Origin of the sequence: Phaeobacter gallaeciensis DSM 26640, from assembly GCF_000511385.1 — a bacterium.
Classification (GTDB): domain Bacteria; phylum Pseudomonadota; class Alphaproteobacteria; order Rhodobacterales; family Rhodobacteraceae; genus Phaeobacter; species Phaeobacter gallaeciensis.
Genome location: NC_023137.1, coordinates 1,435,629 through 1,460,353, shown reverse-complemented (window position 1 = coordinate 1,460,353; position 24,725 = coordinate 1,435,629). Strand labels below are relative to the sequence as shown.

At 61.9% G+C, this 24,725-nt stretch carries 22 protein-coding genes; 9 read left to right on the top strand and 13 right to left on the bottom strand.

Annotated features, from left to right (window positions below):
* The first annotated feature begins 1 nt into the window (after position 1).
* The 4 genes from GAL_RS07045 (at position 2) to rsmA (ending at position 5,383) form a co-directional block, all read left to right on the top strand.
* The gene (locus GAL_RS07045; RefSeq protein ID WP_024096896.1) at positions 2–2,191 is read left to right on the top strand and encodes an LPS-assembly protein LptD; all 2,190 of its coding nucleotides are present in this window, start codon (positions 2–4) and stop codon (positions 2,189–2,191) included.
* Positions 2,176–3,441: a peptidylprolyl isomerase gene (locus GAL_RS07040; RefSeq protein ID WP_024096895.1), complete on the top strand. Its 1,266-nt coding sequence runs from the start codon at positions 2,176–2,178 to the stop codon at positions 3,439–3,441. Before GAL_RS07045 ends, GAL_RS07040 begins: the two co-directional genes overlap by 16 nt.
* Entirely contained in the window at positions 3,438–4,415 is a 978-nt protein-coding gene (pdxA, locus tag GAL_RS07035; RefSeq protein ID WP_024096894.1) for a 4-hydroxythreonine-4-phosphate dehydrogenase PdxA, read from the top strand. The genes GAL_RS07040 and pdxA overlap by 4 nt, the downstream gene beginning before the upstream one ends.
* A 122-nt stretch (positions 4,416–4,537) precedes the next feature.
* Complete coding sequence (rsmA, locus tag GAL_RS07030) at positions 4,538–5,383, top strand: 16S rRNA (adenine(1518)-N(6)/adenine(1519)-N(6))-dimethyltransferase RsmA (RefSeq protein ID WP_024096893.1); 846 nt, start codon at positions 4,538–4,540, stop codon at positions 5,381–5,383.
* A gap of 137 nt (positions 5,384–5,520) precedes the next feature.
* Here rsmA and GAL_RS07025 read toward each other — a convergent pair whose 3' ends face one another.
* The 3 genes from GAL_RS07025 to prfA form a co-directional block, all read right to left on the bottom strand.
* Entirely contained in the window at positions 5,521–6,240 is a 720-nt protein-coding gene (locus tag GAL_RS07025) for a DUF4167 domain-containing protein (protein WP_024096892.1), read from the bottom strand.
* Between the two features lie 224 nt (positions 6,241–6,464).
* Positions 6,465–7,322, bottom strand: coding sequence for a peptide chain release factor N(5)-glutamine methyltransferase (prmC, locus tag GAL_RS07020; protein ID WP_024096891.1), 858 nt, complete (start codon positions 7,320–7,322; stop codon positions 6,465–6,467).
* A complete protein-coding gene (gene prfA / locus GAL_RS07015; protein ID WP_024096890.1) occupies positions 7,319–8,374 on the bottom strand; it encodes a peptide chain release factor 1 in 1,056 nt (351 codons plus the stop codon). Before prfA ends, prmC begins: the two co-directional genes overlap by 4 nt.
* Positions 8,375–8,475: 101 nt before the next feature.
* Here prfA and GAL_RS07010 point away from each other — a divergent pair, with 101 nt between their 5' ends.
* Positions 8,476–8,835, top strand: a complete 360-nt coding sequence (locus GAL_RS07010; RefSeq protein WP_024096889.1) for a hypothetical protein — start codon at positions 8,476–8,478, stop codon at positions 8,833–8,835.
* Between the two features lie 55 nt (positions 8,836–8,890).
* Here the strand turns inward: GAL_RS07010 and GAL_RS07005 are convergent, their stop codons facing one another.
* From GAL_RS07005 to GAL_RS06990, 4 genes are read right to left on the bottom strand one after another with little or no spacing between them, the layout of a single operon-like run.
* Entirely contained in the window at positions 8,891–9,313 is a 423-nt protein-coding gene (locus GAL_RS07005) for a DUF1499 domain-containing protein (RefSeq protein ID WP_024096888.1), read from the bottom strand.
* Between the two features lie 44 nt (positions 9,314–9,357).
* Positions 9,358–10,305: an agmatinase gene (speB, locus tag GAL_RS07000; protein WP_024096887.1), complete on the bottom strand. Its 948-nt coding sequence runs from the start codon at positions 10,303–10,305 to the stop codon at positions 9,358–9,360.
* Positions 10,298–11,266, bottom strand: a complete 969-nt coding sequence (gene speB / locus GAL_RS06995) for an agmatinase (protein ID WP_024096886.1) — start codon at positions 11,264–11,266, stop codon at positions 10,298–10,300. The genes speB (GAL_RS07000) and speB (GAL_RS06995) overlap by 8 nt, the downstream gene beginning before the upstream one ends.
* A gap of 59 nt (positions 11,267–11,325) precedes the next feature.
* Positions 11,326–12,519 carry a M20 aminoacylase family protein gene (locus tag GAL_RS06990; RefSeq protein WP_024096885.1) on the bottom strand — a complete coding sequence of 398 codons (1,194 nt, stop codon included), beginning with the start codon at positions 12,517–12,519 and terminating at the stop codon, positions 11,326–11,328.
* Positions 12,520–12,583: 64 nt separating this feature from the next.
* On the opposite strand from GAL_RS06990, the gene mazG reads away from it, so the two are divergent.
* The 3 genes from mazG (at position 12,584) to GAL_RS06975 (ending at position 15,330) form a co-directional block, all read left to right on the top strand.
* Entirely contained in the window at positions 12,584–13,420 is an 837-nt protein-coding gene (gene mazG / locus GAL_RS06985) for a nucleoside triphosphate pyrophosphohydrolase (protein ID WP_024096884.1), read from the top strand.
* 46 nt (positions 13,421–13,466) lie between these two features.
* Entirely contained in the window at positions 13,467–14,159 is a 693-nt protein-coding gene (locus GAL_RS06980) for a M48 family metallopeptidase (RefSeq protein WP_024096883.1), read from the top strand.
* Positions 14,160–14,334: 175 nt separating this feature from the next.
* The gene (locus tag GAL_RS06975) at positions 14,335–15,330 is read left to right on the top strand and encodes an LLM class flavin-dependent oxidoreductase (RefSeq protein WP_024096882.1); all 996 of its coding nucleotides are present in this window, start codon (positions 14,335–14,337) and stop codon (positions 15,328–15,330) included.
* 10 nt (positions 15,331–15,340) lie between these two features.
* Here the strand turns inward: GAL_RS06975 and GAL_RS06970 are convergent, their stop codons facing one another.
* The 6 genes from GAL_RS06970 to GAL_RS06945 form a co-directional block, all read right to left on the bottom strand.
* Complete coding sequence (locus GAL_RS06970; RefSeq protein WP_024096881.1) at positions 15,341–15,883, bottom strand: RSP_2648 family PIN domain-containing protein; 543 nt, start codon at positions 15,881–15,883, stop codon at positions 15,341–15,343.
* 21 nt (positions 15,884–15,904) lie between these two features.
* Complete coding sequence (locus tag GAL_RS06965) at positions 15,905–17,119, bottom strand: RSP_2647 family RNA methyltransferase (protein ID WP_024096880.1); 1,215 nt, start codon at positions 17,117–17,119, stop codon at positions 15,905–15,907.
* Between the two features lie 121 nt (positions 17,120–17,240).
* Positions 17,241–17,531: a hypothetical protein gene (locus tag GAL_RS06960; RefSeq protein ID WP_024096879.1), complete on the bottom strand. Its 291-nt coding sequence runs from the start codon at positions 17,529–17,531 to the stop codon at positions 17,241–17,243.
* Positions 17,521–20,337, bottom strand: a complete 2,817-nt coding sequence (locus GAL_RS06955) for a [protein-PII] uridylyltransferase family protein (RefSeq protein WP_024096878.1) — start codon at positions 20,335–20,337, stop codon at positions 17,521–17,523. Before GAL_RS06955 ends, GAL_RS06960 begins: the two co-directional genes overlap by 11 nt.
* A gap of 561 nt (positions 20,338–20,898) precedes the next feature.
* Positions 20,899–21,828: a CobW family GTP-binding protein gene (locus GAL_RS06950; RefSeq protein ID WP_024096876.1), complete on the bottom strand. Its 930-nt coding sequence runs from the start codon at positions 21,826–21,828 to the stop codon at positions 20,899–20,901.
* Complete coding sequence (locus GAL_RS06945) at positions 21,828–23,576, bottom strand: amidohydrolase (protein WP_024096875.1); 1,749 nt, start codon at positions 23,574–23,576, stop codon at positions 21,828–21,830. Before GAL_RS06945 ends, GAL_RS06950 begins: the two co-directional genes overlap by 1 nt.
* A gap of 189 nt (positions 23,577–23,765) precedes the next feature.
* Here GAL_RS06945 and GAL_RS06940 point away from each other — a divergent pair, with 189 nt between their 5' ends.
* Entirely contained in the window at positions 23,766–24,695 is a 930-nt protein-coding gene (locus GAL_RS06940; RefSeq protein ID WP_043939823.1) for a LysR substrate-binding domain-containing protein, read from the top strand.
* The last annotated feature ends 30 nt before the right edge of the window (positions 24,696–24,725 follow it).

Sequence of the window (24,725 nt, the reverse complement as noted above, 5' to 3'; positions counted from 1 at the left end):
CATGCGCCGCGCCCTGTTGCTTTCGACGGTTCTGCCTTGGTTGGCGCTGGGTCAGTTTGCCCTGCCAGAGAGCGCCCGCGCCCAAAGCGCACCGCTGGGCGCGGTGAGCGCACCAGCAGATAACGCCCCTGCAATTCTGGTGGCGGATCAGCTGTTCATCACCCCTGAGCGCACCCTGGTGGCCGAGGGCAATGTTGAGGCGTTTCAGGGTGATATCAGGCTGACCGCGCGAAAGATCACCTTTGATCAGACGCAAGGCGCCTTGCAGATCGAGGGCCCTATTCGCATCGACGAAGGCGGTGATATCACCATTCTGGCCGACGCCGCAGAGCTGGACCGCGACCTGCGCAATGGTCTGCTTGTCGGCGCGCGGATGGTGTTCCAGCAGCAGCTGCAACTGGCCTCGCTGCAAATGACACGGGTTGGCGGTCGCTATACCCAGCTCTACAAAACCGCTGTTACCTCCTGCCATGTCTGCAACGATGGGCGGCCGCCGCTCTGGCAGATCCGGGCCGAGCGGATCACCCACGATCAGCAGGAACGCCAGCTCTATCTTGAGAACGCGCAGCTGCGGGTGCTGGATACGCCGATCTTCTATTTTCCCGGTATTCGCCTGCCGGATCCGACGCTGGAGCGCGCCAACGGATTTCTGATCCCGTCTATCCGTACGACCTCCAACCTCGGCACCGGGGTGAAGGTGCCATATTTCCTGACCATCGGCCCACATCGCGACCTGACACTATCGCCCTATCTTTCGTCGCGCACGCGGACGCTGGATATGCGGTACCGGCAGGCATTCCGGCGGGGTGAGATCGAAATCAACGGCGCCTATACCCGCGATGAACTGTACCGGGGCGAGGATCGCGGCTATGTCTTTGCCGAGGGGACATTTGATCTGCGCAATGAGTTCAAACTGCGCTTTGACCTCAAGACCGTGTCGGATGATGCCTATCTGGTGGACTATGGCCTGCAGGATCTGGACCGGCTGCGCTCCGAGGTGGTGGTGTCCAAGGTTCAGCGTGACAGCCTGTTCCGGGCCAGCGCAATTTCCTACAAGACCTTGCGGGATAGTGAAAATCAGGATCTGATCCCCTCCTCCATCGGCAACCTCTACTATGAGAAGCGGTTCTTTCCGACCCAGATCGGCGGCGAGCTGCGCCTGTCGTTGGAAACCCACGGCCACAACCGCACATCCGACATCAAGGGCAATCTGACCGATCCCGGTGGGCGCGATGTTGGGCGCGCCACCTTTGATGTGGACTGGCAGCGCAGCTGGCGCTTTGGCAGCGGGTTGGTCGCGGAATGGTCGCTGGGGGCTGCGGCAGATGCCTTCGCGGTTTATGATGACAGCGTGTTCGCCAATAAGACCTCGCGCTTCAGCCCACGCAGTGCGCTGACCTTCCGCCTGCCGATGACCCGGCGTGAACAATCCGGCGCGACGCAATATCTGGAACCGATCCTGCAAATCGGCTGGACCGATACCGGCGATACAGCCGTGCCCAACGACGAGAGCAACTTTGTCGAATTTGATCGCGGCAACCTGCTGGAGCTGTCGCGGTTTCCAGCCACGGATGCGCGCGAAGACGGGGTGACCGTGGTCTACGGGCTGAACTGGGCGCGGTTCTCCCCCAGTGGCTGGCAGGCCTCTGCCACCATCGGTCAGGTGTTTCGCGACAGCGACGATGGCCGGTTCACCAAAAGCTCCGGCCTTGGCGGCACCTCCTCTGACCTGTTGATGGCGGCGCAGCTGAAGCTGAATGACGATCTGGCAATCACCACGCGCGGGCTGCTCAATGGCTCGCTCAACTTCTCCAAGGCAGAGGTGCGCGGCGACTGGATGACCGACCGCAGCCGCCTGACCGGCACCTATATGTGGCTGGGGACCGATCCCGCCGAAGGCCGCTCCGAAGAGGTCTCCGAACTCTGGTTTGACGGCGCCTATGAGGTCACCCCCGGCTGGACCGCCAGTGCCAGTTTGCGCTACGACATCTCAGACGCCCGTGCCACCCGCGCCGGGCTGGGACTGGTCTATTCCAATGAATGCGTGACGGTCGATCTTTCGGTCAACCGGCGTTATACATCGACAACAAGTGTTGAGCCGACAACGGATTTCGGCTTTACCATCGCGTTAAACGGGTTTTCCGTGGACAGCGGCAGCAAGAAGTACAGGCGATCATGCAAAAACACCTGAGTTTCCGGCCCCATAATGCGGCCCCCTTCGTTCAGCGCCTAAGCCAGAGCGCAGCAGCCATTGCCTTGGCAACGGCGGTCATGTTTGGCCCCGCACCTGCGGTGGCGCAGGGGCTGTTTGCCCCGGCTGTGACGGTAAACGACGCCGTGGTCACCAATTATGAGCTGGAGCAGCGCGCCCGCTTTCTGACGCTGCTGCGCGATCCCGGCGATCCGCAGAAAAAGGCCCGCGAGGATCTGATCCTTGATCGGCTGAAGCTGGATGTGCTGGCCCAGGCGGGGATTGAACCGACCGAAGAAGAGATCGTCGAAGGCATGACTGAGCTGGCCGGGCGCGCCAATCTCAGCCTGCAGGAATTCCTGAATGTGCTGGGTCAGAACGGCGTCGCACCTGAAACCCTGCGCGATTTCACCCGCGTTGGCATTGCATGGCGCGAATATATCGCCGCCCGCTATCTGGCGCAGGCCCGTCCGAGCGAGGAAGAAATTGACCGCGCCATGGGGCTGTCCGGCTCTGGCGGGGTTGAGGTGCTGCTGTCTGAGCTGATCATGCCGATCAACGCGCAGAACGCAGCCCAGGTTGAGGACATCGCCCAACAGGTGAGCCGGATCACCACCACCGGCGCCTTCTCTCAGGCGGCGCAGCAATATTCCGCAACGGCCACCCGGCAGAGCGGCGGCCGCCTGCCCTGGATGCCGCTCACAAACCTGCCGCCGCAGTTGCAACAGGTGGTTCTGGGCCTGCGTCCGGGCGAGGTGACGGCCCCGCTGCCGCTGGATGGGGCCGTTGCGCTGTTCCAGTTGCGTGATCTGCGCGAAACCTCTGGCGCGGCGCCAAGTTATGCCGCCATCGAATATGCAGCCTATTACCTGCCCGGAGGCCGCACCCCCGAGGCGCTGGCCGCTGGCACCAAGGTCATCAACGCCATCGACACCTGTGACGACCTCTACGGCGTGGCCAAGGATCAGGATCCCTCCGTGCTGGACCGCGAAACGCTCGCCCCGGCGGAAATCCCGCAGGATATCGCCATTGAACTGGCCAAGCTGGACCCCAATGAGACCTCGCTGGCGCTGACCCGCAACAACGGCCAGACCCTGATGCTGCTGATGCTCTGTGGTCGCACCGCTGAGGTGAATGCCGACGCCAGCCGCGAAAGCGTCGGCAACGCGCTGACCCAGCAGCGGCTGGGAGCCTTTGCCGACAGCCTGCTGGAGCAGCTGAAAGCTGACGCACGGATCAGCGACGAATGAGCACGCCTGCCCGCCCCTTGCCCATCGCGCTCAGCTGTGGGGAACCGGCGGGCATTGGCCCGGAACTGGCGGTGAAAGCCTGGCAGGAGTTGCGCGCCACCTGCCCCTTCCTGTGGTTGGGGGATCCGGCGCACCTGCCCACGGGAACAGACTGGCAAGAAATCGATCATGCCGCTGAGGCCGCCGATGTCAGCGCCAGCGCGATGCCGGTGCTGCGGGTCGACTTTGCCGCCCCGGCCGTGCCCGGACAGCTCAACCCCGATAATGCCGCCGGTGTCATCCGCGCCATCGAGACCGGTGTCGCGCTGGTGCAATCCGGTGAGGCCAGTGCGCTCTGCACTGCGCCAATCCACAAAAAAGCGCTGATGGATGGGGCACAGTTTCCCTTCCCCGGTCATACAGAATTCCTCGCCCATCTCGGCAATGTGCAAAATGTGGTCATGATGCTGGCCAGTCCGGCACTGCGGGTGGTACCTGCGACCATTCACATTCCCCTCTCAGAGGTGCCAAAGGCGCTGACCGCCGCGCGCCTGCGGGCCACGATTGAGATCACAGCCCAGGGGCTGCGCGACCAGTTTGGCCTGGCGCACCCGCGAATTGCAATTGCGGGTCTCAACCCTCATGCAGGGGAAGAGGGCGCCATGGGCCATGAAGAGCTGGATTGGATGCGCGGGCTGATTGCCGATATGCAGGGCGGCGCCTACACGCTGTCCGGGCCGCATCCCGCCGACACCATGTTCCATGCGGCGGCCCGCGCCCGCTATGACGCGGCGATCTGCATGTATCATGATCAGGCGCTGATCCCGATCAAGACGCTGGATTTCGATCGCGGCGTCAATGTCACGCTGGGCTTGCCCTTTATCCGCACCTCGCCGGACCACGGCACCGCCTGCGACATCGCCGGTCAAGGCATCGCCAACCCCTCCAGCCTGATTGAGGCGCTGCGGCTGGCGCAGTCCATGGCGCGCAGCTGACCCCGCGCACGACCCAGCAACTGAACGCTGGCCCTTGCAACTTCTTCTGGCCGGAAATATCCCCGCCGGAGGCATGAAAACTATGGCGCGACCCTCGCGCCCCGTCCCAAGGTAACGATGATATGAGCGCTATCGACTCCCTTCCTCCCCTGCGTGAGGTGATCGAGACTCACCAGCTTCTGGCGCGCAAATCGCTGGGCCAGAACTTTCTTCTGGATCTGAACCTGACCGCCAAAATCGCTCGGCAGGCGGGTGATCTCAGCGAATGTGACGTGCTGGAAATCGGCCCAGGCCCCGGCGGTCTGACCCGTGGTCTGCTGGCCGAGGGCGCGCGCCGCGTCCTGGCGGTGGAGAAGGACAGCCGCTGCATCCCCGCGCTGGCGGAGATTTCCGACGCCTATCCCGGACGGTTGCAGGTGATCGAAGGCGACGCGCTGGAGGTGAACCCCCTCACCCATCTGACGCCGCCGATCCGCATTGCCGCCAATCTGCCCTACAACGTCGGCACCGAGTTGCTGGTGCGCTGGCTAACGCCCAAGGCCTGGCCGCCGTTCTGGCAGAGCCTGACCCTGATGTTCCAGCGCGAGGTCGCGGAGCGGATCGTGGCCGTGCCGGGCAGCAAGGCCTATGGGCGTCTCGCATTGCTGGCGCAATGGCGCGCTGATGCGCGGATTGTTCTGTCGCTCCCGCCTGAGGCGTTCAGCCCGCCGCCCAAGGTCCATAGCGCAGTGGTACACCTGAAAGCGCTTGAGGCGCCGCGCTATCCGGCAGACGCCGGCACCCTGAACAAGGTGGTCGCCGCTGCCTTCAACCAGCGCCGCAAAATGCTGCGCGCCAGCCTCAAGAGCGTGAGCCCCGATATTGAAGATCACCTGAATGCCGTTGGCATTCCGCCAACCGAGCGCGCTGAACAGGTTGGGTTGGAGGATTTCTGCGCCTTGGCCCGCAGCCTGAAGCCTCTGGACTAAGTCGCCATAGGTTGGTTTGGCTGCGATACCGACGCGCAGCAAGCAGGCCTAGTGGTCATCACAGATAGAGAAACCCCGGCCTGATTTCAGGCCGGGGTTTTTTGTCTGTCTATTGCAATGCAGTATTCCGCGCTGCGTTATTCTGCGGCCTCAGGCGCATCCTCGGCTGAGGGTTTCGGCTTGGGCTTGCGGCGCGGCGCGGGTTTGCGCTCCGGGGCCGGGGCAGCCTCGCCTGCGTCTGCCGGCGCGCTCTCCGAACTGGCAGTGGCGGCGGTGTCATCGCCTTTGGACTCGGCCGCTTTGCCAGCGTCCGGCTTGCCGCCCTCTGATTTGGGCTTGCGGCTGCGCGGTTTGCGGGTCTGCGGCTTTTGCGGCTTGCTGTCGCCCTCGCCTGCAGCCTGATCGCGGCTCTCGGGGGTTTCTACCAGACCGCTGTCACCGTTGCTGTCGCGCGGGTCCATCACTTCCGGCTGAGGGGCCGCTGCCGGGTCATCGCTGCGATTGCCCGCCTCGCGTTCCTGACGCTCCAGCCGCTCTGCGCGTTCGCGATCCCGCTCCGCCTGGCGCTCGCGGTTCTGCCGCTCCTGCTCTTCACGGCGTGCATCAATTTCGCGTTGGGCCTCGTTCAGCATGCGCAGGTAGTGTTCAGCGTGCTGTTGGAAATTCTCGGTGGCAACACGATCATTGCTCAACTGGGCATCGCGCGCCAGCTGATTGTATTTATCGATGATCTGTTGCGGCGTTCCGCGAACCTTACCTTCCGGGCCGGAGCTGTCGAACACGCGGTTGACAACATTTGCGCCTTGAGGGCGATTCCGGTTCGACTTGGAACGCGAACGTGATTTGGACGATCTCATATGCCTAACGTCAGCCTTGATTGTATTTGTCGTGGACCCATATCGGCGCGCCTCTGCGCCGGATCATCGACCATTTTGGGCTTGATGTCGCCGGGAGGTATTCTTGACCTCGCCCGAAGGCGACCTCTTTGAATAATCATGTTACGCCCGTTCAGACAAGGGGTTAGGCGCTATTATCCGTGCTTTTTCTTACGAAACTGCAAATTCGGGCGATTTTCACGGGTTTAGGAGGCGTTTTCGTCACAGCCGCGACCACAAACCACCCGGTCACGTCCGTCAAGATCCTGAATGATACGGACCTCTTTTAGCCCTGCCGAAAACAGTAAATCGCTTACCGCAGCGCCCTGCGTGGGGCCAATTTCCAGAAACACCCGCCCCTGCGGCGCCAGATGCCCGCCAAGCTGCGCCGCAAGGATGCGATAGGCGCCAAGCCCGTCGCCGCCATCGGTGAGCGCCATCTCAGGCTCATGGGTGCGCACTTCGTCCGACAGATCGGACATTTCATCCAGCGCGATATAGGGCGGGTTGGAGACGATCAGATCGAACTGGCCGTCCACTGCGGAAAACCAGTCTGATTGCAGGATTTCGGCGCGCGGCTCAACCCGGTGCAGCACCGCATTGGCGCTGGCCTGCAGACAGGCGGCCTCGCTCAGGTCAACGCCGACACCGGTTGCGTCGGCCTGCTCTGCCAGCAGGGTGACCAGAATGCAGCCCGATCCAAGGCCCAGGTCCAGAACCCGCGAGAAGGGTTCGGCCAGTGCCGCCTCAATCAGGCATTCGGTTTCCGGGCGTGGATCCAGCACATCGCCGGAGACCTTGAAACGTCGCCCGTAGAATTCGCGCTCACCAATCAGATGCGAGACCGGCACACGGATGGCGCGCAGAGCGATCAGCTGCTCATACCGTTCGGCAATCTCCGGCGCGAGATCTTCGGGTGCAATCAAGGTGACACGGCTGGCCTCAATCCGGGCGGCGTGGGCAAGCAGGACACGCGCATCACGCGCCGGGTCAGGCACGCCGGCTGCGCGCAGTCGCGCAGCCGCTGCGGCCATCGCCTGAGCGGCTGTCTCTGGCGCGTTCATTGACCCATCTCGGCCAGAAGCCGCGCCTGATCATCCGCCGTCAGCGCGTCTATAATCTCGTCCAGATCGCCTTGCATGATCTGATCCAGTTTGTAGAGCGTCAGGTTGATGCGGTGGTCGGACATGCGGCCTTGTGGGAAATTATAGGTACGGATCCGTTCTGAGCGATCACCTGAGCCTACCTGACTGGCGCGATCAGCTGAGCGCTCACTGTCGATCCGCTGCCGTTCCAGATCATAGAGCCGCGTCCGCATCACCTGCATGGCAATTTCCCGGTTGCGGTGCTGAGATTTCTCGGAGCTGACCACGATGATGCCGGTCGGGATATGGGTGATCCGCACGGCGGAATCGGTGGTGTTCACGTGCTGGCCGCCCGCCCCTGAGGCCCGCATGGTGTCGATCCGCAGATCGCCGGGATCAATACGCAGGTCCACATCCTCAGCCTCCGGCAGCACCGCCACTGTGGCGGCGGAGGTGTGAATGCGGCCACCGGATTCGGTCACCGGCACCCGTTGCACGCGGTGAACCCCGGATTCATACTTCAGCCGGGCAAAGACGTTTTCGCCCTTCACATGGGCCACCACTTCTTTCAGCCCGCCGAGTTCGGTTGTCTGCTCCTCGATGATCTCAAAGCCCCATCCCCGTGCCTCGGCGTAGCGCTGATACATGCGCAGGAGGTCTCCTGCGAAAAGGGCCGCCTCATCGCCGCCGGTACCGGGGCGGATTTCCAGCATCGCCGGGCGGGCGTCCGCCTCATCGCGGGGCAACAGCGCCAGTTGCAACGCGTGTTCTGCCTCGGGCACGGCGGCGCGCAGCTGCGGCAATTCCTCTTCGGCCAGCTCTGCCATATCGGGATCATCCAGCATCTGCTCGGCCTCCTCCAGATCCGCGATCAGACGGCGATACGCAGAGATCTGCTCCGCAACCGGTCGCAGGTCGGAATATTCCTTGGCCAGAGCCGCGATGTCCGCACCGGCAACGCCCTCGGCCATTGCGGCCTCAAGATACTGGAACCGTTGCAAAATCTGTTCAAGGCGGTCTTCGGGGATCATGCGCGCAATGTCCGTTCTGATCTGTCTTTGGCGGAAAGCTGCCCTTGTGATATGCTAGGGCCATGCAACATGCCAGTCCTCATATCGCAGGAGCGGGCCGCATGCCGCAGCGCGCCATTGCCCCGGCTCTGCCGGAACGCAGGTTTGGGTCCTTGGGCCGACAGCTGACGCGGCTTCTTGGTCTTGTGCTGCTGTCCTATGCCACCGCGACGACAGTCCAAGCGGATGTGACAGCCCCGAACGGACGCACGATTGATTGCTATTGCACCGACAAGAGCGGCAGCCGGATCGAGCTGGGGGAGTTTATCTGCCTGCAGGTCGATGGGCGCATGTTCACCGCACAATGCCAGATGTCGCTGAATGTGCCGATGTGGCGCGAGGTGCAAAAGGGGTGTCTTGCGGCTGAGGCCGATCCGGCACCAGATCTATCGGTCCCGACCGACCCCCTGCCCCGGATCTGACCCCAGCCTGCCGACCTCGCGTGCGGCGCATCATCTGGTCCGGCAGGAAGTGCAGCTACTGTGGCGTCGGCTCCATCTGCGCGATCCAGCTGTTGATACGGTCATTATTGGCGCCCAGGTCGGAGCGACCAAAACGCAGCCGGGCATAGACCTTCAGCAGGGCACCATGCTGCCGCGCCGTGGTATAGTCGGGAAATCCCAGAAACCGGGTGCGGGTCACATAGGTGACCATCTCGTCCTCGACCGAACCAGCCAGAACACGGGTGCGCGGGGCATTGCTGGCGACCGCGTGAAACCGCTCCAGCCCGTCCTCACCGCTGCGAACCACCCGAAACACGCCGCCGCGAAAGGTCTTGTCCTCGCTAAATTCCGGCTGCGTGTTCCAGTCCAGCGGGTCGCTGGGCGCCAGCCGGATAAAGCCGAGCACCACGACAAGCGCCGCAATGCTCAGCCAGACAAATATCATCACTCGACCCATGTGATCCGCTCTCCCTCGTGGCGGCTGCCACTGGACAGCCTGCCTTATTTTGTTGTCACACCCGGCAGCACACAGAGCAGCTCATACAGCAGATTGGCCGCTGTCAAAGCCGTATTGCCCGAGGTGTCATAAGGCGGCGACACTTCGACCATATCGCAACCCACAATATTCAGCCCCCGCAAGGCCCGGATCAGCTCCAGCGCCTGCGGTGTGGTCAGCCCGCCGATTTCCGGCGTGCCGGTGCCCGGCGCATAGGCCGGATCAAGACTATCAATATCATAGGAAACATAGACCGGCCTATTGCCGATATCGCGACGAATTTCCGCACCCATTCCATGCAGCGAGCGGTTCCACAATTCGCTGGCCGGGAAGTGCTGGAAGCCCCAGCGCTGCGCCTCCTTGAAGTCGTCCGCGCCATAGCCGGTGCCGCGCAGCCCGATCTGATAGGTCTTGTCGGCGACAATCAGCCCTTCTTCATAGGCGCGGCGGAACACGGTGCCATGGGTCTCACGCTCGCCGAACATATCGTCGTTCACATCCGCATGGGCATCCACATGGACCAGCGCGACAGGCCCGTATTTTTCGGCAATGGCCCGCAGGATTGGCAGGGTGATCGAATGATCCCCGCCCATCGCGACAGGTGTCACGTCGCTGGACAGGATTGCACTATAGCTCTCCTGAATGATGCGCAGGCTGTCGGGTAGAGAGAACGTATTGATCGCCAGATCGCCGATATCTCCGATATTCAGGCTATCAAATGGCGCGGCCCCGGAGGTCATATTATAGGGGCGGATCATCGCGCTTTCGGCGCGGATCTGCTTGGGGCCAAAGCGGGTGCCGGAGCGCCAGGAGGTGCCGATATCCATCGGCACACCCAGAATGGCCACATCCAGCCCGTCAAGCGAGGTGGCCTGTGGCAACCGCATAAAGGTGTTCGGCCCGGAGAAGCGGGCCAGATCATTGCCGCTGATCGGCTGATTGAAGTCAGTCATTGTCTCTCATATTCCAGCCAAGAAGGCAGATAATTTCGGTCGCCACATGAGCGCCTGCGATGGCGGTGGCGCCGGTGGTGTCAAACGGAGGGGAAACCTCCACCACGTCGCCGCCCTTGATATTGATGCCGGCGATTTCGCGCAGGATACGGGCCGCCTGAGCCGAGGTCAGCCCGCCCCAGACCGGCGTGCCGGTGCCGGGCGCATAGGCCGGATCCAACGCATCGATGTCAAAGGTCAGATAGGTTGGTCGGTCGCCAAGGATCGCCTTGATCCGTTTCGCGGTCTCAACCGGGCCGATCTCATGCACGGTGGGCGCGTCGATGATGTTCACACCCAGCGTGTCGTCATTGGTGGTGCGGATCCCCACCTGAACGGATGTCTTGGGATCCACGATGCCGGATTTCACGGCCTTGTAGAACATGGTCCCATGGTCGATCCGGTCCATATTGTCGTCGGGCCAGGTGTCGGTATGGGCATCAAACTGCAACAGCGAGATGGGGCCGTATTTTTCGGCATAGGCCTTGAGGATCGGGAAGCTGATATAGTGATCCCCGCCCAAGACGACCGAAGCCGTATCGGTCGCCAGAATACCCCGGATATGATCCGTCAGGGCAGCGGGAAAGGCCGGAACATCCGCGTGATCAAAGGCCAGATCGCCATAGTCGGCGATGGCCAGCGTGCTGAGCGGGCTATGCGGCCAGCCATAGGGTTCATCCGGGCTTTGCAAGCAAGACGCTTCGCGGATGGCGCGGGGACCCAGCCGGGTTCCGGGCCGGTTGGTCACCGCCTGATCAAACGGCACGCCTGTAACCGCAATATCCACCCCGGTCAGATCCTTGGTATATTTACGTCGCAGGAAAGACGTTGCCCCACCAAAGGTGATCTCAAAGCTGAGACCTTTCATATCCTCACGCGTAAAGGCGTGATCGATCATGTGCTTTGCGTCTTCTAGCGCCATTCTGCGCCTCCCCTGTCTGCACCGGATGTGTGATCAGATAGCCGACCCCATTGAGCTTGTCACCCGTCGGCGGACAGCTTGGCAGTCGGCTGTGCTCTCTCGACCAGACGGGCGAAAAACGACGCCCCAATCGGCGCGATCTCATCGTTGAAATCATACTTCGGATGATGCAGCCCCGCGCTGTCGCCCTGCCCTAAAAACAAATAGGCGCCGGGGCGGGCCTGAAGCATGTAGGAGAAATCCTCCGCCCCCATTTCGCGCCCGGCCTCGGCCTCCACATTCTCAGGGCCTGCAACCTCGCCCGCGACGCTGGCCGCGAACCCCGTCTTGGACGCGTCATTGATGGTGGCGGGGTAGCCGACCTCATAATCCAGCTCAGCCTCAACACCGTAGCTGGCCGCCTGACCGGCAACAATCTCCTTCATCCGCCGCATCACCATCTCCTGCACACGCGGATCAAAGGTGCGGACAGTGCCGTTGATATAGGCAGTGTCGGGGATCACATTGTCGACGGTGCCGGTGTGGATCTGGGTGACGGAGACCACGAGATCATCCAGCGCATAGTGGTTGCGCGATACAATCGTCTGGATCGCCTGCGCCATACCACAGGCCGCCATCACCGGATCGCGGGTTTCATGCGGCATCGCCCCATGGCCACCGACACCCTGAATGTTGATGTGGAAGCTATCCACCGCCGCCATCAACGGCCCCGGCGTGGTGGCGAAAGCCCCCACCGGCAGACCCGGCGCATTATGCAGGGCATAGACCTCGCCGATGTTGAACCGCTCCATGATGCCCTCTTCGACCATGATACGGGCACCGCCGATGGCTTCCTCCGCTGGTTGGAAGATCAGCGCGACACGGCCCGTAAAGTTGCGCGTCTCCGCAAGGTATTTGGCGGCCCCCAAAAGCATGGTGGTGTGACCGTCGTGACCACAGGCATGCATATTGCCGGCGTGGCCCGAGGTATACTCAACACCGCTTTCCTCAGGGATCGGGAGCGCGTCCATGTCGGCGCGCAATCCGATGGTCGGACCGTCACCTGCGTCATGGCCCTGCCCATTGATGATCGCCACCATGCCACTGGTCGCGATGCCCTCATGCAGCTCATCCACACCAAATTCGCGCAGCCGCTCGGCCACGAAGGCCGCGGTTTTCGGCAGGTCCAGCGCCAGCTCGGGGATCTGGTGCAGATGCCGACGCCAGGTCTTCATCTCGTCGGCGTAATTGGCAATTCGGTTCACAACCGGCATGGGGGTGGACTCCTTGGTCAGACTCGGGATTGATGCATCTGACACTGGAACAAGAGCCGCCGCAATGCCCGAAACCGATCTCATCCACAATGAAACCGCCGGCATCGAACGGCTGTTGGAAATCATGCGCCGTCTGCGCGATCCAAAGGGCGGCTGCCCCTGGGATATCGAGCAGGATTTCGCGAGCATCGCGCCCTATACCATTGAAGAGGCTTACGAAGTTGCCGACGCAATTGAGCGCGAAGCATGGGATGAGTTGAAGGGTGAGCTGGGCGATCTGCTGTTTCAGTCGGTGTTTCATGCCCAGATGGCGGCAGAGGCCGGGCATTTCACCTTTCAGGATGTGGTCACCACCATGTCCAACAAAATGGTGTCGCGCCACCCGCACGTGTTTGGCGATGAGAGCCGAGAGAAATCCGCCGATCAGCAGACTGCCGACTGGGAGACGATCAAGGCCGCGGAACGTGCGGGCAAGGCGCAGCAGGGCACGTTGGACGGAGTCGCGGTCGGCCTACCGGCGCTGCTGCGGGCCTATAAGCTGCAAAAACGCGCCGCGCGGGTTGGCTTTGACTGGCCCTCCGCCGACAATGTCATCGCCAAGATCGCCGAGGAATCCGCCGAACTGGTCGAGGCGCGTGACAGTTTGAGCCAAGCGGAGGTCGAGGAGGAATTCGGCGATCTGATGTTTGTGATGGCCAATCTCGGCCGCCATCTGGGGGTTGAGCCGGAGGCCGCATTGCGCGCCGCCAATGCCAAGTTCACCCGCCGGTTTGAGGGCGTGGAGGCCAAGCTCGCCGCTCGTGGCAAACGTCCCGAAGACAGCGATCTGGCGGAGATGGATGCCCTCTGGGATGAGGTGAAGGCAGAGAGCCGCGCCGCCAAACCCGCCCGTGGCAGCTAAACACCACGCCTTGCCCCGTCCCTGTCCCAGCCCCATATCCTGAACCATGTTGCGTTTGACCCCTATCCTTCTGGCCGTGATCTACGGGTTGGTGATGTATCGCCTGTCGGTCTGGCGCACCCATCGTGCCCTTGATCAGCAATCCACCGAGCTGGCCGATGCCCGCCTGCGTCAGCTGACGGACCGGATGGCAGCGGCACTCGGGATCAACCATATCCCGGTCTATATCTATGAGGTCGACCCGGTGAACGGGCTGGCCGCACCTGATGGGCGGATCTTCATCACGCGCGGATTTTATCGCAAATACCGCAATGGCGAGGTCAGCGATACCGAACTCGCCTCGGTCATCGCGCATGAGCTGGGGCATGTGGCGTTGGGACATGCGAAGAAACGGATGATCGATTTCTCCGGCCAGAACGCGCTGCGCACGGCGCTGATGCTGATCATTGGCCGTTTTGTGCCTTTCGTCGGGCCGTGGATCGCCAATGTTCTCACCTCGCTTCTAGCCGCCCGGCTGTCGCGCAGCGATGAGTATGAGGCCGACGAATATGCGGCCGCCCTACTCACCAAATCCGGCATCGGCATCGCCCCGCAGAAAAGCCTGTTTCGCAAACTCGAAGACCTCACACAGGCCCGCAGCGGGATGGCCCCGGCCTGGCTGATGAGCCACCCGAAAACCGAGGAACGCATCGCCGCCCTCGACCGGTTGGAGGCGAAGTGGGACAGGCCCAATGCATGAGCTTCATCCGGCAATGATCTGAAAAAATTGGTTAATAAAAATTAACCACCCTCAAAGAATTCACGCCTCTTGCCAGGACAACCAACCTTCCCCACATGGGAAGGTAACAATTGTCGTCCCGCCCCTTTGCCAGCGATCTCCCTCAGCAACGGGACTGAAATCTACCGGAGCCCCCATGCGCTACTCTGTTCTTGATCTTGCTCCCGTGCCTGAAGGCCAGACCATTGCCCAGTCCCTGCGCAACAGTACCGAGCTGGCCCAGAAGGCCGAAAGCTGGGGCTACCACCGCTACTGGCTGGCCGAACACCACAATATGCCGGGCATCGCCAGCGCTGCGACGGCGGTGCTGATTGGCCATATCGCTAGCCAGACGCAGACAATCCGGGTCGGAGCCGGCGGTATCATGCTGCCCAATCATGCACCCTATATGGTGGCGGAGGCTTTCGGGACGTTGGCAAGCCTGCATGGCGACCGGATTGATCTGGGAGTGGGCCGCGCGCCCGGAACCGATATGCAGACGGCGCGCGCCTTGCGCAGGGGTATGGCCCATGACCATGCCTCCGGTGACAGCTTCCCGCAGGATGTTATTGATCTGATGGGATTTCTGGGCGCTGACGATCCAGGCCGCGCGGTGCGTGCTTTCCCCGGACAGGACACCCATGTGCCGGTCTGGATGCTCGGCTCCAGCCTTTACGGCGCGCAGCTGGCGGCGCATCTGGGGCTGCCTTACGCCTTTGCCTCGCATTTCGCGCCCGCCGCATTGGAGGAGGCGCTGGAGGTCTACCGCCGCCAATTCCAACCCTCCGCCAACCTGTCTGCACCCCATGCGATGATGGCGATCAATGTCTTTGCTGCCGAGAGCGATGAAGAGGGCACCCGCCTGCGCACGACGATGCAGCAGGCCTTTGCCCGCTTGCGTCTGGGTAAGCCCGGCAAACTGCCCGCCCCCGTGGATGATATCACCGACCATATCCCGGCGCCCGTGCTTGCAGGCGTGAATGAGGTGCTGCGGATGTCTGCGACGGGCAGCAGGCACAGCGTGCGTACGGAGCTGTCGTCCATTCTTGAACGGTACCGCCCGGATGAGGTGATCATCACCGGCCAGATCCATGATCATGCGGCACGCCTCAGATCCTTTGAGATCGCTGCCGAGATCCTCAGCGAGGTCTGACCACCCCGGCCTAGCGGACCAGAGCCTTCGCCAGCCGCGGCAGCCGGGCCTTTTTCAGCAGCGGGCGCAGCTCCCATCCGCCACCGGAGAGCCGGTTGGCCTCCGCAAGGACGGATGCGCCGACCTCCGAGAGGCCCTCCGGGTCCTTAAGCCAGAGATCATAAAGCAGCTGGTCCGGCCCGATCCGCTCCAGCCCTTCCTCCGCCAGCGTGTGGCGGGGAAAATCCTTGTTGTTGACGGTCACAATTGCATCCGCATGACCGACGATCGCCGACGCCAGCACGTGGATGTCAGCGCTGTCGGGCAGCCAGAGGCGTGCCTCAACTGCTGGTGTCGGAGCGATGGCTGCCTTCGGCCAGGCGGCGGAGATCAGCGCAATTTCAGCGCGCGCCTGCGGCTCACCCGTAGGGCCGATCTTGCGCGCCGCCCGCGCCCATTCTTCCAGGATGCGCGGCGACCAGAGCGGGGTGAAATGGCCGATCCGGGCCGCGCCCAGCAGCATCTCCCGCATCACCGTCGGATAGAGCACGCAGGCATCCAAGAGCAGTTTCATCGCCAGAACACCCGCGTCAGATCAGTCGAGCCGGAAGAACACGGCCTTCAGATAGCCACTTTCAGCCAGCTGAGGCAGCTGCGGATGATCCGCACCCGCATAGCCCGTGTGCAGCAGCTGGCTGCGACGACCGCCACGCCCGATCCCGCGCGCAGAGGCGTTGCGGAAGCGGCTAAGATCTGCCGCATGGGAACAGGAACACAGGCCCAGATAGCCGCCCGGTGCCACCAGAGGTGCCGCCAGTTTGGCAATCCGCTCATAGGCACGCAGACCGGCCTCAAGTGCCTGTTTTGAGGGGGCAAAGGCGGGCGGATCACAAATCACCACGTCAAACTGCGCGCCTTCTTCACCCAGCTGTGTCAGCACCTCAAAGGCATCGCCTTGCCGCGCCGTGAACCGGTCTGCAAAACTGCTGGCCGCAGCGCCCTGCCCTGCCAGCTCCAGCGCCGGGGCGGAGCCATCGACGCAGGTTGCCTCAGCCGCACCGGCGGCCAGCATCGCCAGACCAAAGCCGCCGACATGAGAAAACACGTCAAGCACCTTGGCGCCGGGTTTGACCAGTTTCGCGGCAAAGGCGTGATTGTCGCGCTGGTCGTAGAACAAGCCGGTTTTCTGCCCGCCGGTCAGATCCGCCATGTATGTGGCACCGTTCATCTGGACCTTAACTGCGGCCTCTGGGGCCGCGCCACGCAGGGCGGTGCTGATGTCATCCAGCCCTTCCAGGCTGCGCGCCCGACCAGAGGCGTTTTTCAGCACGGTTGTCACCCCGGTGACGGCCACCAGCGCCTCGGTCAACGCGTCCAGATGCGCCTCGGCCCAGGCCGCATTGGGCTGCACCACGCAGGTATCGCCGAACCGGTCGATCACCACGCCGGGCAACCCGTCGGATTCGGCGTGGACAAGCCGGTAAAATGGCGCGTCATACAGCTGCTCGCGCAGCTCCAGCGCGCGGCGCAGGCGGGCGGAGAACCAATCAACGCTGAGGTCTGCGGCGGGGTCGCTGTCCAGCATCCGCGCGATGATCTTGCTCTCGGGATTGACCGCGACCAGACCCATCTGCGTCATACCGTCATCTTCCAGCACCGCCAGCGTGCCGGGGGCCAGTTTGCGGGTGCGCCGGTCGGTGACCAGCTCATTGGCATAAACCCAAGGGAAGCCGTGGCGCAGAGCCCGGGCATTGGCTTTGGGTTTCAGTTTTACGCGGGCGCGCTCGGGCGCGGAGGAAGAAGCTGTCATGCGCCCCTCTTACTCCCAACCTCTGCCCGTTGAAAGAGCCTGTTGGATCAGGCGCAGATCGTCTGCGTCATACAGGCTTGCGGCACGCGTTGCGGTCGGCACCTGCGCGGCGCCCGACCGCTCACCGCGCGCGCGACCGCCAGCCGCCGCGCCTGCGGGGTTTGGCGGCGCTCTCCAGCCCCTCACGTAACACGGCCGTCATCGGGTGATCCGGGTGATCTGCTGCCACCTCTGCAAGCAGAGCTGACATGGCCTGCCGACTATCAACCCCATCGGGGAGACTCAGCGCCCAGTCCAGAAAAATACTGCGGCATTCCCCGTTCTGAATGCCGTCGATGCAAAAACTCTCCCGGATCAGCCCCTTGGGGTCCAGACTGTCAACCTGCGCCCCTGCTGTCGCATCACTCGTCATGACCGATGGCCCCTTCTCTCTCCAATGCGGCGGCGATGATCTCACCGCAGGTCTGATAGCGCGCCGTCAAATCCGCTTCCAAAGCTGCCAGATCCGCGTACCCGGTGCTGCGACACAAGAAAAGCGCGCCGCCCTCGCCCAATGTCTGCGCATCGATGGCCTTTCCCGACACCAGCCGTGCCGCCGTCTGTACCGACCAGAATAGATCATAGCCGCGCTGCAATTCAGCAGCATCTGCGGCATCCAGCCAGCCGCAGGCGACAACGCCCTCCAGACCAGAGGCCACATCCTGCCCGGTCGCTTCGCTCAGAAGTATGCCAGCCTGGGCGATCAACTCGATATCCATCATCCGACCCGCCCCGGTCTTGGCATCCCATGGCCCGCTCGGCACTTTGGCGGCGGCGAGCCTTGCGCGCATCTTGGCCACCTCCGGCAGGACCTCCTTTCGGCTGCGTGGCGCGGCCAGAAAGCTGCTGCGGAAGGTCGTGATATCCTCGGCCAGCCCCTCGGCCCCTGCCAAGGGCACCGCCGTCACCACACGGGCGCGGGTCAGAGCCAGATGCTCCCAGACCCAGGCGTCATTGCGTTGATACTGACAAAAGCTCTCCAGGCTGGTCGCCACCGGTCCCTGCGTCCCGGAGGGCCGCAACCGCATATCCACCTCATAAAGCTGGCCCTGCGACATCCGCGCGGTCAGCGCCGTGATCAACGCCTGTGTCAGCCGCGCATAATAAGGCCGTGTCGCAAGTGGCCGTGGTCCGTCTGAGGCCTCATCGCTGCCCGGATCATAGATCACGATAACATCCAGATCCGAGAGCGCATTGATCCGCCCTGCCCCGAGCGAGCCCATCGCCAGCACCGCCGCACCGCGCCCCGGCGGGTGCCCGTGTTTCTGTGCGAACTGCTGCACCACCACCGGCGCCAGCCCTGCGATCACAACCTCCGCCAGTTCGGCATATTGCGCCCCGGCCGTGGCCGCATCAATCAACCCGCGCAAGTGATGCACACCGATGCGGAAATGCCATTCCTTGCACCAGCGCCGGGTGGCATCCAACTGCGTTTCATAGTCCTCTTCCTGCGCAAGCACAGCCCCCAGCGACTGCGACAGCTCAGCGCGCGTGGGCCAGTCATCAAAGAACGACCCGCCAATCACCGCATCAAACACGCTGGAATTGCGCGACAGATAGCTCGCCAGTGTTCCCGAGGTGCCGACAATATCAATCAGTAGATCAATCAGCTGCGGATTGGCCTCGAACAGCGAAAACAGCTGCACGCCCGCAGGCAGCCCGGCCAGAAACCCGTCCAGCGCCACCAGCGCCTCCGCCGGTTGGGCGGTGCGTGACAGCCGCGCCAGAAGTTCTGGTTTCAACCGTTCAAAGATCTGCGCCCCGCGCGCCGAGCGCAGCGCCGGATAGGTCGGCCAGCGGGCCAAGATATCGCCGTCCAAAGCTTCGGGCACCGCCTCGGGCGCGCTCTGTGCAGGGGCATCTGGGGCAAAAAAGCCCTCGGTCAGCTCATGCACCTCTTCCAGCCGCGCGCGGGTCTCTGCCAGCAGTGCCTCAGGATCCCGGTCCATCAGGCAGGCGATACGGGCAATACCATCCTCCGACTGTGGCATCCTATGGATCTGGGCGTCGTGTACCATCTGGATCCGGTGCTCCACCTCGCGGTGGGCGACGTAATGCGCGCTCAGTTGATCGCAGACATCCTGTGGCACCCAGTCCTTGGCGGCCAGCGCGCGCAACCCATCCAGCGTACCACGGGGACGCAGACTTTCATCGCGCCCGCCTGCGATCAACTGCCGGGTCTGGGTGAAAAACTCAATCTCACGGATGCCGCCCCGCCCCAGCTTCATGTCGTGGCCGGGCACTGTCAGCGGGCCGCCGGTGCCTTTGTTCTCGCGGATCCGCAGGCGCATATCATGGGCGTCCTGAATGGCCGCAAAATCGAGATGCCGCCGCCAGACAAAGGGGCGCAGCGTCTGCAAGAAATCCGCACCCGCTTTCAGATCGCCGGCACAGGGGCGCGCCTTGATATAGGCCGCGCGCTCCCAGGTGCGACCGAGGCTTTCATAGTAGCGCTCTGCCGCCTCCATCGCCATGGCGACCGGCGTCACCGACGGGTCGGGCCGCAGCCGCAGATCGGTGCGGAAGACATAGCCATCAGCGGTGCGCTCACTCAGTACCGTGCACATATTGCGCGTGGCCCGAACCATGCCCTGACGCGCCTGATAGAAATCATCAGGGTCAAATCGCGTTTCATCAAAGAGGCAGATCATGTCGATATCTGAGCTGTAGTTCAGCTCATAGGCGCCCATCTTTCCCATCGCCAAGAGGGTCAGCCCGCCTGCAGTTTCGACGTCCGCCTCGGTCAGTCCCGGCAATTTCTTCCGGCGGATCAGGGCGGCGATTTCAGCCTTGATGGCGACATCCGCGCAGAGCTCTGCAAACTGTGTCAGCGCCGTGGTCACCTGCATCAGATCCCAGGCCCCGGCCAGATCGCAGAGCCCGCTCAACAGTGCCAGCTGGCGTTTGGCCCGCCGCAAGCCCGGTTTCAGCTGATCGGGCGCCAAAGCTCGCACATCCGCAAAGATACCGGCCAGAGCGGTCTGCGGATCCGCCAGCGCAGACGCCAGCCAATCCGCCTCACGGCTGACAAGCTCCTTCAGATAGGGGCTGGACCCTGCCGCGCCGGCCACCAGACGGGCTTGATCGCCCTGAAGAGCTGGTACAAGTGTCAGTGCATCCTGTCCCAGATCTGCATCAAAAGCCCGTGGAAGGCGCTGAATTTCAATAGACTGTCCCATATCAAGACACTGCGATCAGATGCCGCCGCCGTCAATCGACGAAACCACACCAACGCGCTGCCACGTTGCAAAAGGTGACGTAAGGTAAGGAATACCGGAATGGCTCTCTAAATAACGATACGTTAACCCTGAGCCTGCGGCTGCGCTTACTATCCGGGGGCCGGTCAGACAGTTTTGTAGTAACGAGTGATATGGTGATCAGCGGCATGCGGACGTCCAGAACAGGACGGCGCCGGACTGCCGCTCTCACCAAGTGTATTTCACATCGTCTGATGGCAAAGCGCAGCCGTATGCTTTTTCCCATTTTCTCTCGCTCTCACATTTTTTTGATTTGAGCACCTGCATCTTACTCCTACCGAGGTCAGATCTATGGAAGTATGGCAATCGGCGTTGATGTCCTTGCCGGCGGCTACAACTGGCGAACACACGTCAGGATTTAGGATGCCGTGCTGGGGATGAATGAGCCTGTCGTCTCGCTCACCAAATGACAGTATATGCAAGGGGCTCCAACCATTGTGAAATCTGATGTCAGCGGTGCGTCCGGCGGAGGCCTTCATGACTTCAAGAGCAGTCGGCCAGGGATTGTTCCATATGGTTTTGCAGGAAACCGTCCTGCTCCAGCCTATCTTCACCTATGGCAACCAACCGGGTTTGAGGAGTTCCGCACCACGGGCCGTCCTTGCGGAATTCCAAACGGGAACCGACCTTCTGCACCACAATCCGAGTATCCGGAAAGTCTATGCAATGTAGCACACCCTTTGCCCTGAAGACCGAAGCGGGCAAGGCAGCCAGTGCCGATTTGAAGCTGGCATAACGAAACGGCTTCTGCGATGACCAGCTTTGCGAGCAAAATCCGGCCGCTGGGTTGGATTTGAGTAAGGCTGAGCTGTCTGGGTCATGTCGACCGGTGTCCAGCAGATACTGCACCGGAACATTTCCCTTACAGGCCTCATAGCTGGGTAGATCCGGGAACAGCCACCGCTCGCGGAAGTCTGCGACCCTTTGCGCTGCGACAAGATCGGTCTTGGTCAGGACCGCAATATCCGCAGCCTCGATCTGCGCCTGTACCAGCTGCTGGCAGTTGTCAGATAGCATGTCGGTGTTTTCGACGTCCAGCAGTGTTACGACCGCATCGAGCCGTGCATAGTTTCGCAGCTGCGGATAGCTGAACACCGAGGCAATGCGGCCGGGTTGAGAAACGCCGCTTGCCTCAATCAACAGATATGTCGGCGGGTGTTCTGACCGGAACAGGGTCTGTAACTGCGCCACCAAATCACTTTGGATTGAACAGCAAACACAACCGTTGGAAAGCTCCACGACTTCACGTTCACGCTTCAGGATCAGGTCGGCGTCGATGTTGACCGCACCGAAATCATTGACCAGCACGGTGATGTTCAACCCGTGATCCCCCTGGAGAAGAGTATTGATCAAGGTGGTTTTTCCAGACCCAAGAAAGCCAGCGATGAGGGTAACCGGAACGCGCGTGTCCATCAGATGTCCGCCGGGATGAAGTCTGGAACTGGAGAGGTGATGCGGCTTTCGAACTCGGCGCCCTGCATCCAGCCCTCAGGGTCATGCACAACCTCGCCATCTACCATGGTCAGCCGCACCTGCGACTTGTGCCAGTTGCCCTTGACCTCGATCTCCAAAAGGTTGCGATCCAGGACGATGATATCGGCGGTCTTGCCCGTTGTGATCGAGCCTGACACATCCTCGCAGCCCATGGCGCAGGCGCCGTTAATGGTCAGCATCCGGATCGCCTCTTGCGGGGTGATTGACTGGCCCAGCCTCCCCTCCATCTCCGCGCGGGGATTTTCGCGGGTGACAAGTGTTTCGAATCCGAACCAAGGGTCAATACTGCTGACCGGCCAGTCGGTGCCCATTACGGTAACTCCGCCTGCATCCAGCACTCCGCGCACGTTGTAGGCCTCCTGCAAACGCTCCCCGAAAGACGAGCGCGCGCCGATGGTGAACTCTGACGGGAACCAACCCACGGGCGAGAACTCGGCAATCACGTCCAGTTCGGCAAAACGGGCCAGGTTGCCTTCATCCAGCAAGGTGGAATGTGCGCATTGGTGGCGCATTCCGCCCACACCATTCCGGCGGCGGCATTCGGCCACTGCATCCAAAAAAATGTCGGAGGCGCCATCACCCGTGCAATGGGCGATTACCCGGATCCGCTTGCGGTCCATTTCCGCAACCATATCGTAGATATGCTCAGGCGTCAGGTTCAGCGATCCCTGCCAGGTCTTTTCGTTCGGCCACGGGGCAATCAGGTAGGAGGTCCGGGGCTCGGAGGTGCCGTCAAAATGGAACTTCACCGCATTTGCGTTCAGCCGTTTGGAGCGATAATAGTGCCGCTCACCCGCCAGCAGTTCCCAGCGGCGGCGCACCGGAAAAATATCGTCCTGCCAGCTGATCGCCGCCTCAACCCGTACCGGCAGGTCACCGGCCAGATCAATCGCCCGCAGCGCATCCAGCCGTCGTTCGCAGACATGAACGTATTTGGTGGCCACCACGCCGCGGGCGGACTGAAACCGAGCGCCTTCACGGTAGGCCCGGGTCAAAGCGTGCATCGGCGGCGGCGGCATCGCTGCCATGATCAGCGCATAGGCGCCGTCAACCAGGATACCGTCCGGCTTTCCCGTCAGCGGATCGCGCACGATGTAGCCATTGTTGGGATCCACCGTATCCTTGCTGACACCTGCCAACTCCAAGGCCTTGGAGTTGGCCATGCAACTGCCCCACATCCGGTCCATGATCGCAACCGGCCGGTCGGGGATAAAACTGTCGAGCCAGTCGCGCCCTGGCTGCAGCCCCGCCTTGCGGAATCCGTAGTGAACGAAGTGCTTCCCGAAAATCCATCCGTCGCCCGGATGTTCACCAGCATAAGCCAGAATAGCGTCGCGCACTTGTTCCGGGGTTGGTGTCTCCAGACCTACATCTAGATAATCCGAATACTTCGGCCCCAGAGCAAGGTCAGGATGGGTGTGCATGTCGTACAGGCCCGGCATCGCGAAAGCCCCCTGCAGATCATGCACATGGGTATAATCGGCAATCAGAGGTTCCATGTCAGCGTTGCTGCCAACGGCGATGAACCGTCCGTGTTTGATCGCCACCGCTTCGGCCCAGGGCTGGGCCGTATCAACGGTGTAAATCCGCCCATTCAGCAACACCAATTCTGCCGCAGGCAACCCCTCAGGTGTGTTGGTCGACCGGATTCCGGCGCTCGAAACCATGCGATAGTCCTTTCCCTGGCCCGAAGCCCCGCCCTCTCGCCATCATGTCCGAAAGCACGGCTAGCCTGTCCGAATACAGTAAGAACGCAAAATTTCTCACGTCAAATGAAAGAAATTCGACTGTGCTCTGAAGTTTTCTCACGTATGTTGACCGAAACCTATCGCAGAGAGGTACCAATCATGGGCAGCATGGCCGAAAGAGACGCAAGCGATGCCCGTCGGCATTACCCGTCAATGACCGCCCTAAGGATGCTGGAGGCGGTCTCGCGGTTGGGCAGCCTGCACAAAGCGTCAGAGGCGATGTTCGTGACCCCCAGCGCGGTTTCGCACCAATTGCGCAATCTGGAGCAAATGCTGGGTGTCAAACTGATCAGCCGCGCGGGCCGAAAAGTCGAGCTGACGTCGGCTGGCAACCGATATGTTCGGGATATCCGCAAGGCGCTGGAGATCGTCGAACGCGCCAACGCTCCGTTGAGCGGCAGCGAACCCTTTGGACCCTTGCGGATCAACTGTGCATCAGGTCTTGGCAGCTATTGGCTCGCCTACCATATCACCGAGTTCTTGGACCTTTTCCCAAACATAGACCTCGAAATTACCAACGAAACCGACCGTAGTGATATTCTCAACGATCAAACTGATTTCTCGATCATTTACGGTGACGGTGACTGGCCCGGCCAGCACGTCCAGCATCTGTTCACCCCACGCGCTTTCCCGGTCTGTTCGCCCGCCTTCCTAGAGCGCCACGGCCGCATCCGAACACCCGAGGATCTGGTAAAACTGCCACTGCTGCACCACCGCAATCAAAGCGATTGGGTGGTCTGGCTATCCGCCGCCAGCAACAAAAGCTTTGAGTTGAGCAAGGGCATCATGTTCTCGGACGTGACCCAAAATATCAACGCCGCTATTGCCGGAGTTGGAATTGCCATCGGCGACGACATCCTGGGCCGCCACGCGCTGAGCGAGGGCAAGCTGGTACGCCTGTTTGATATCGATATTCGCGGCCCCCACGCCTATTACATCGTTATCCAGAAAGAGCGGATGGAACGGCGGGTTTGCCAACTGGCAATCGACTGGCTGTCGCGCTGGTTCCAGGAATACACGCTGCAAACGCAGAGTTAGTCATAGCTCAATTCATGAAAAAATCTCATT

Bases quoted from the DNA above. Each gene is read 5' to 3' on its own strand.
- GAL_RS07045 (WP_024096896.1), top strand. From the start codon at position 2: ATGCGCCGCGCCCTGTTGCTTTCGACGGTTCTGCCTTGGTTGGCGCTG.
- GAL_RS07040 (WP_024096895.1), top strand. From the start codon at position 2,176: ATGCAAAAACACCTGAGTTTCCGGCCCCATAATGCGGCCCCCTTCGTT.
- pdxA (WP_024096894.1), top strand. From the start codon at position 3,438: ATGAGCACGCCTGCCCGCCCCTTGCCCATCGCGCTCAGCTGTGGGGAA.
- rsmA (WP_024096893.1), top strand. From the start codon at position 4,538: ATGAGCGCTATCGACTCCCTTCCTCCCCTGCGTGAGGTGATCGAGACT.
- GAL_RS07025 (WP_024096892.1), bottom strand. From the start codon at position 6,240: ATGAGATCGTCCAAATCACGTTCGCGTTCCAAGTCGAACCGGAATCGC.
- prmC (WP_024096891.1), bottom strand. From the start codon at position 7,322: ATGAACGCGCCAGAGACAGCCGCTCAGGCGATGGCCGCAGCGGCTGCG.
- prfA (WP_024096890.1), bottom strand. From the start codon at position 8,374: ATGATCCCCGAAGACCGCCTTGAACAGATTTTGCAACGGTTCCAGTAT.
- GAL_RS07010 (WP_024096889.1), top strand. From the start codon at position 8,476: ATGCCGCAGCGCGCCATTGCCCCGGCTCTGCCGGAACGCAGGTTTGGG.
- GAL_RS07005 (WP_024096888.1), bottom strand. From the start codon at position 9,313: ATGGGTCGAGTGATGATATTTGTCTGGCTGAGCATTGCGGCGCTTGTC.
- speB (WP_024096887.1), bottom strand. From the start codon at position 10,305: ATGACTGACTTCAATCAGCCGATCAGCGGCAATGATCTGGCCCGCTTC.
- speB (WP_024096886.1), bottom strand. From the start codon at position 11,266: ATGGCGCTAGAAGACGCAAAGCACATGATCGATCACGCCTTTACGCGT.
- GAL_RS06990 (WP_024096885.1), bottom strand. From the start codon at position 12,519: ATGCCGGTTGTGAACCGAATTGCCAATTACGCCGACGAGATGAAGACC.
- mazG (WP_024096884.1), top strand. From the start codon at position 12,584: ATGCCCGAAACCGATCTCATCCACAATGAAACCGCCGGCATCGAACGG.
- GAL_RS06980 (WP_024096883.1), top strand. From the start codon at position 13,467: ATGTTGCGTTTGACCCCTATCCTTCTGGCCGTGATCTACGGGTTGGTG.
- GAL_RS06975 (WP_024096882.1), top strand. From the start codon at position 14,335: ATGCGCTACTCTGTTCTTGATCTTGCTCCCGTGCCTGAAGGCCAGACC.
- GAL_RS06970 (WP_024096881.1), bottom strand. From the start codon at position 15,883: ATGAAACTGCTCTTGGATGCCTGCGTGCTCTATCCGACGGTGATGCGG.
- GAL_RS06965 (WP_024096880.1), bottom strand. From the start codon at position 17,119: ATGACAGCTTCTTCCTCCGCGCCCGAGCGCGCCCGCGTAAAACTGAAA.
- GAL_RS06960 (WP_024096879.1), bottom strand. From the start codon at position 17,531: ATGACGAGTGATGCGACAGCAGGGGCGCAGGTTGACAGTCTGGACCCC.
- GAL_RS06955 (WP_024096878.1), bottom strand. From the start codon at position 20,337: ATGGGACAGTCTATTGAAATTCAGCGCCTTCCACGGGCTTTTGATGCA.
- GAL_RS06950 (WP_024096876.1), bottom strand. From the start codon at position 21,828: ATGGACACGCGCGTTCCGGTTACCCTCATCGCTGGCTTTCTTGGGTCT.
- GAL_RS06945 (WP_024096875.1), bottom strand. From the start codon at position 23,576: ATGGTTTCGAGCGCCGGAATCCGGTCGACCAACACACCTGAGGGGTTG.
- GAL_RS06940 (WP_043939823.1), top strand. From the start codon at position 23,766: ATGGCCGAAAGAGACGCAAGCGATGCCCGTCGGCATTACCCGTCAATG.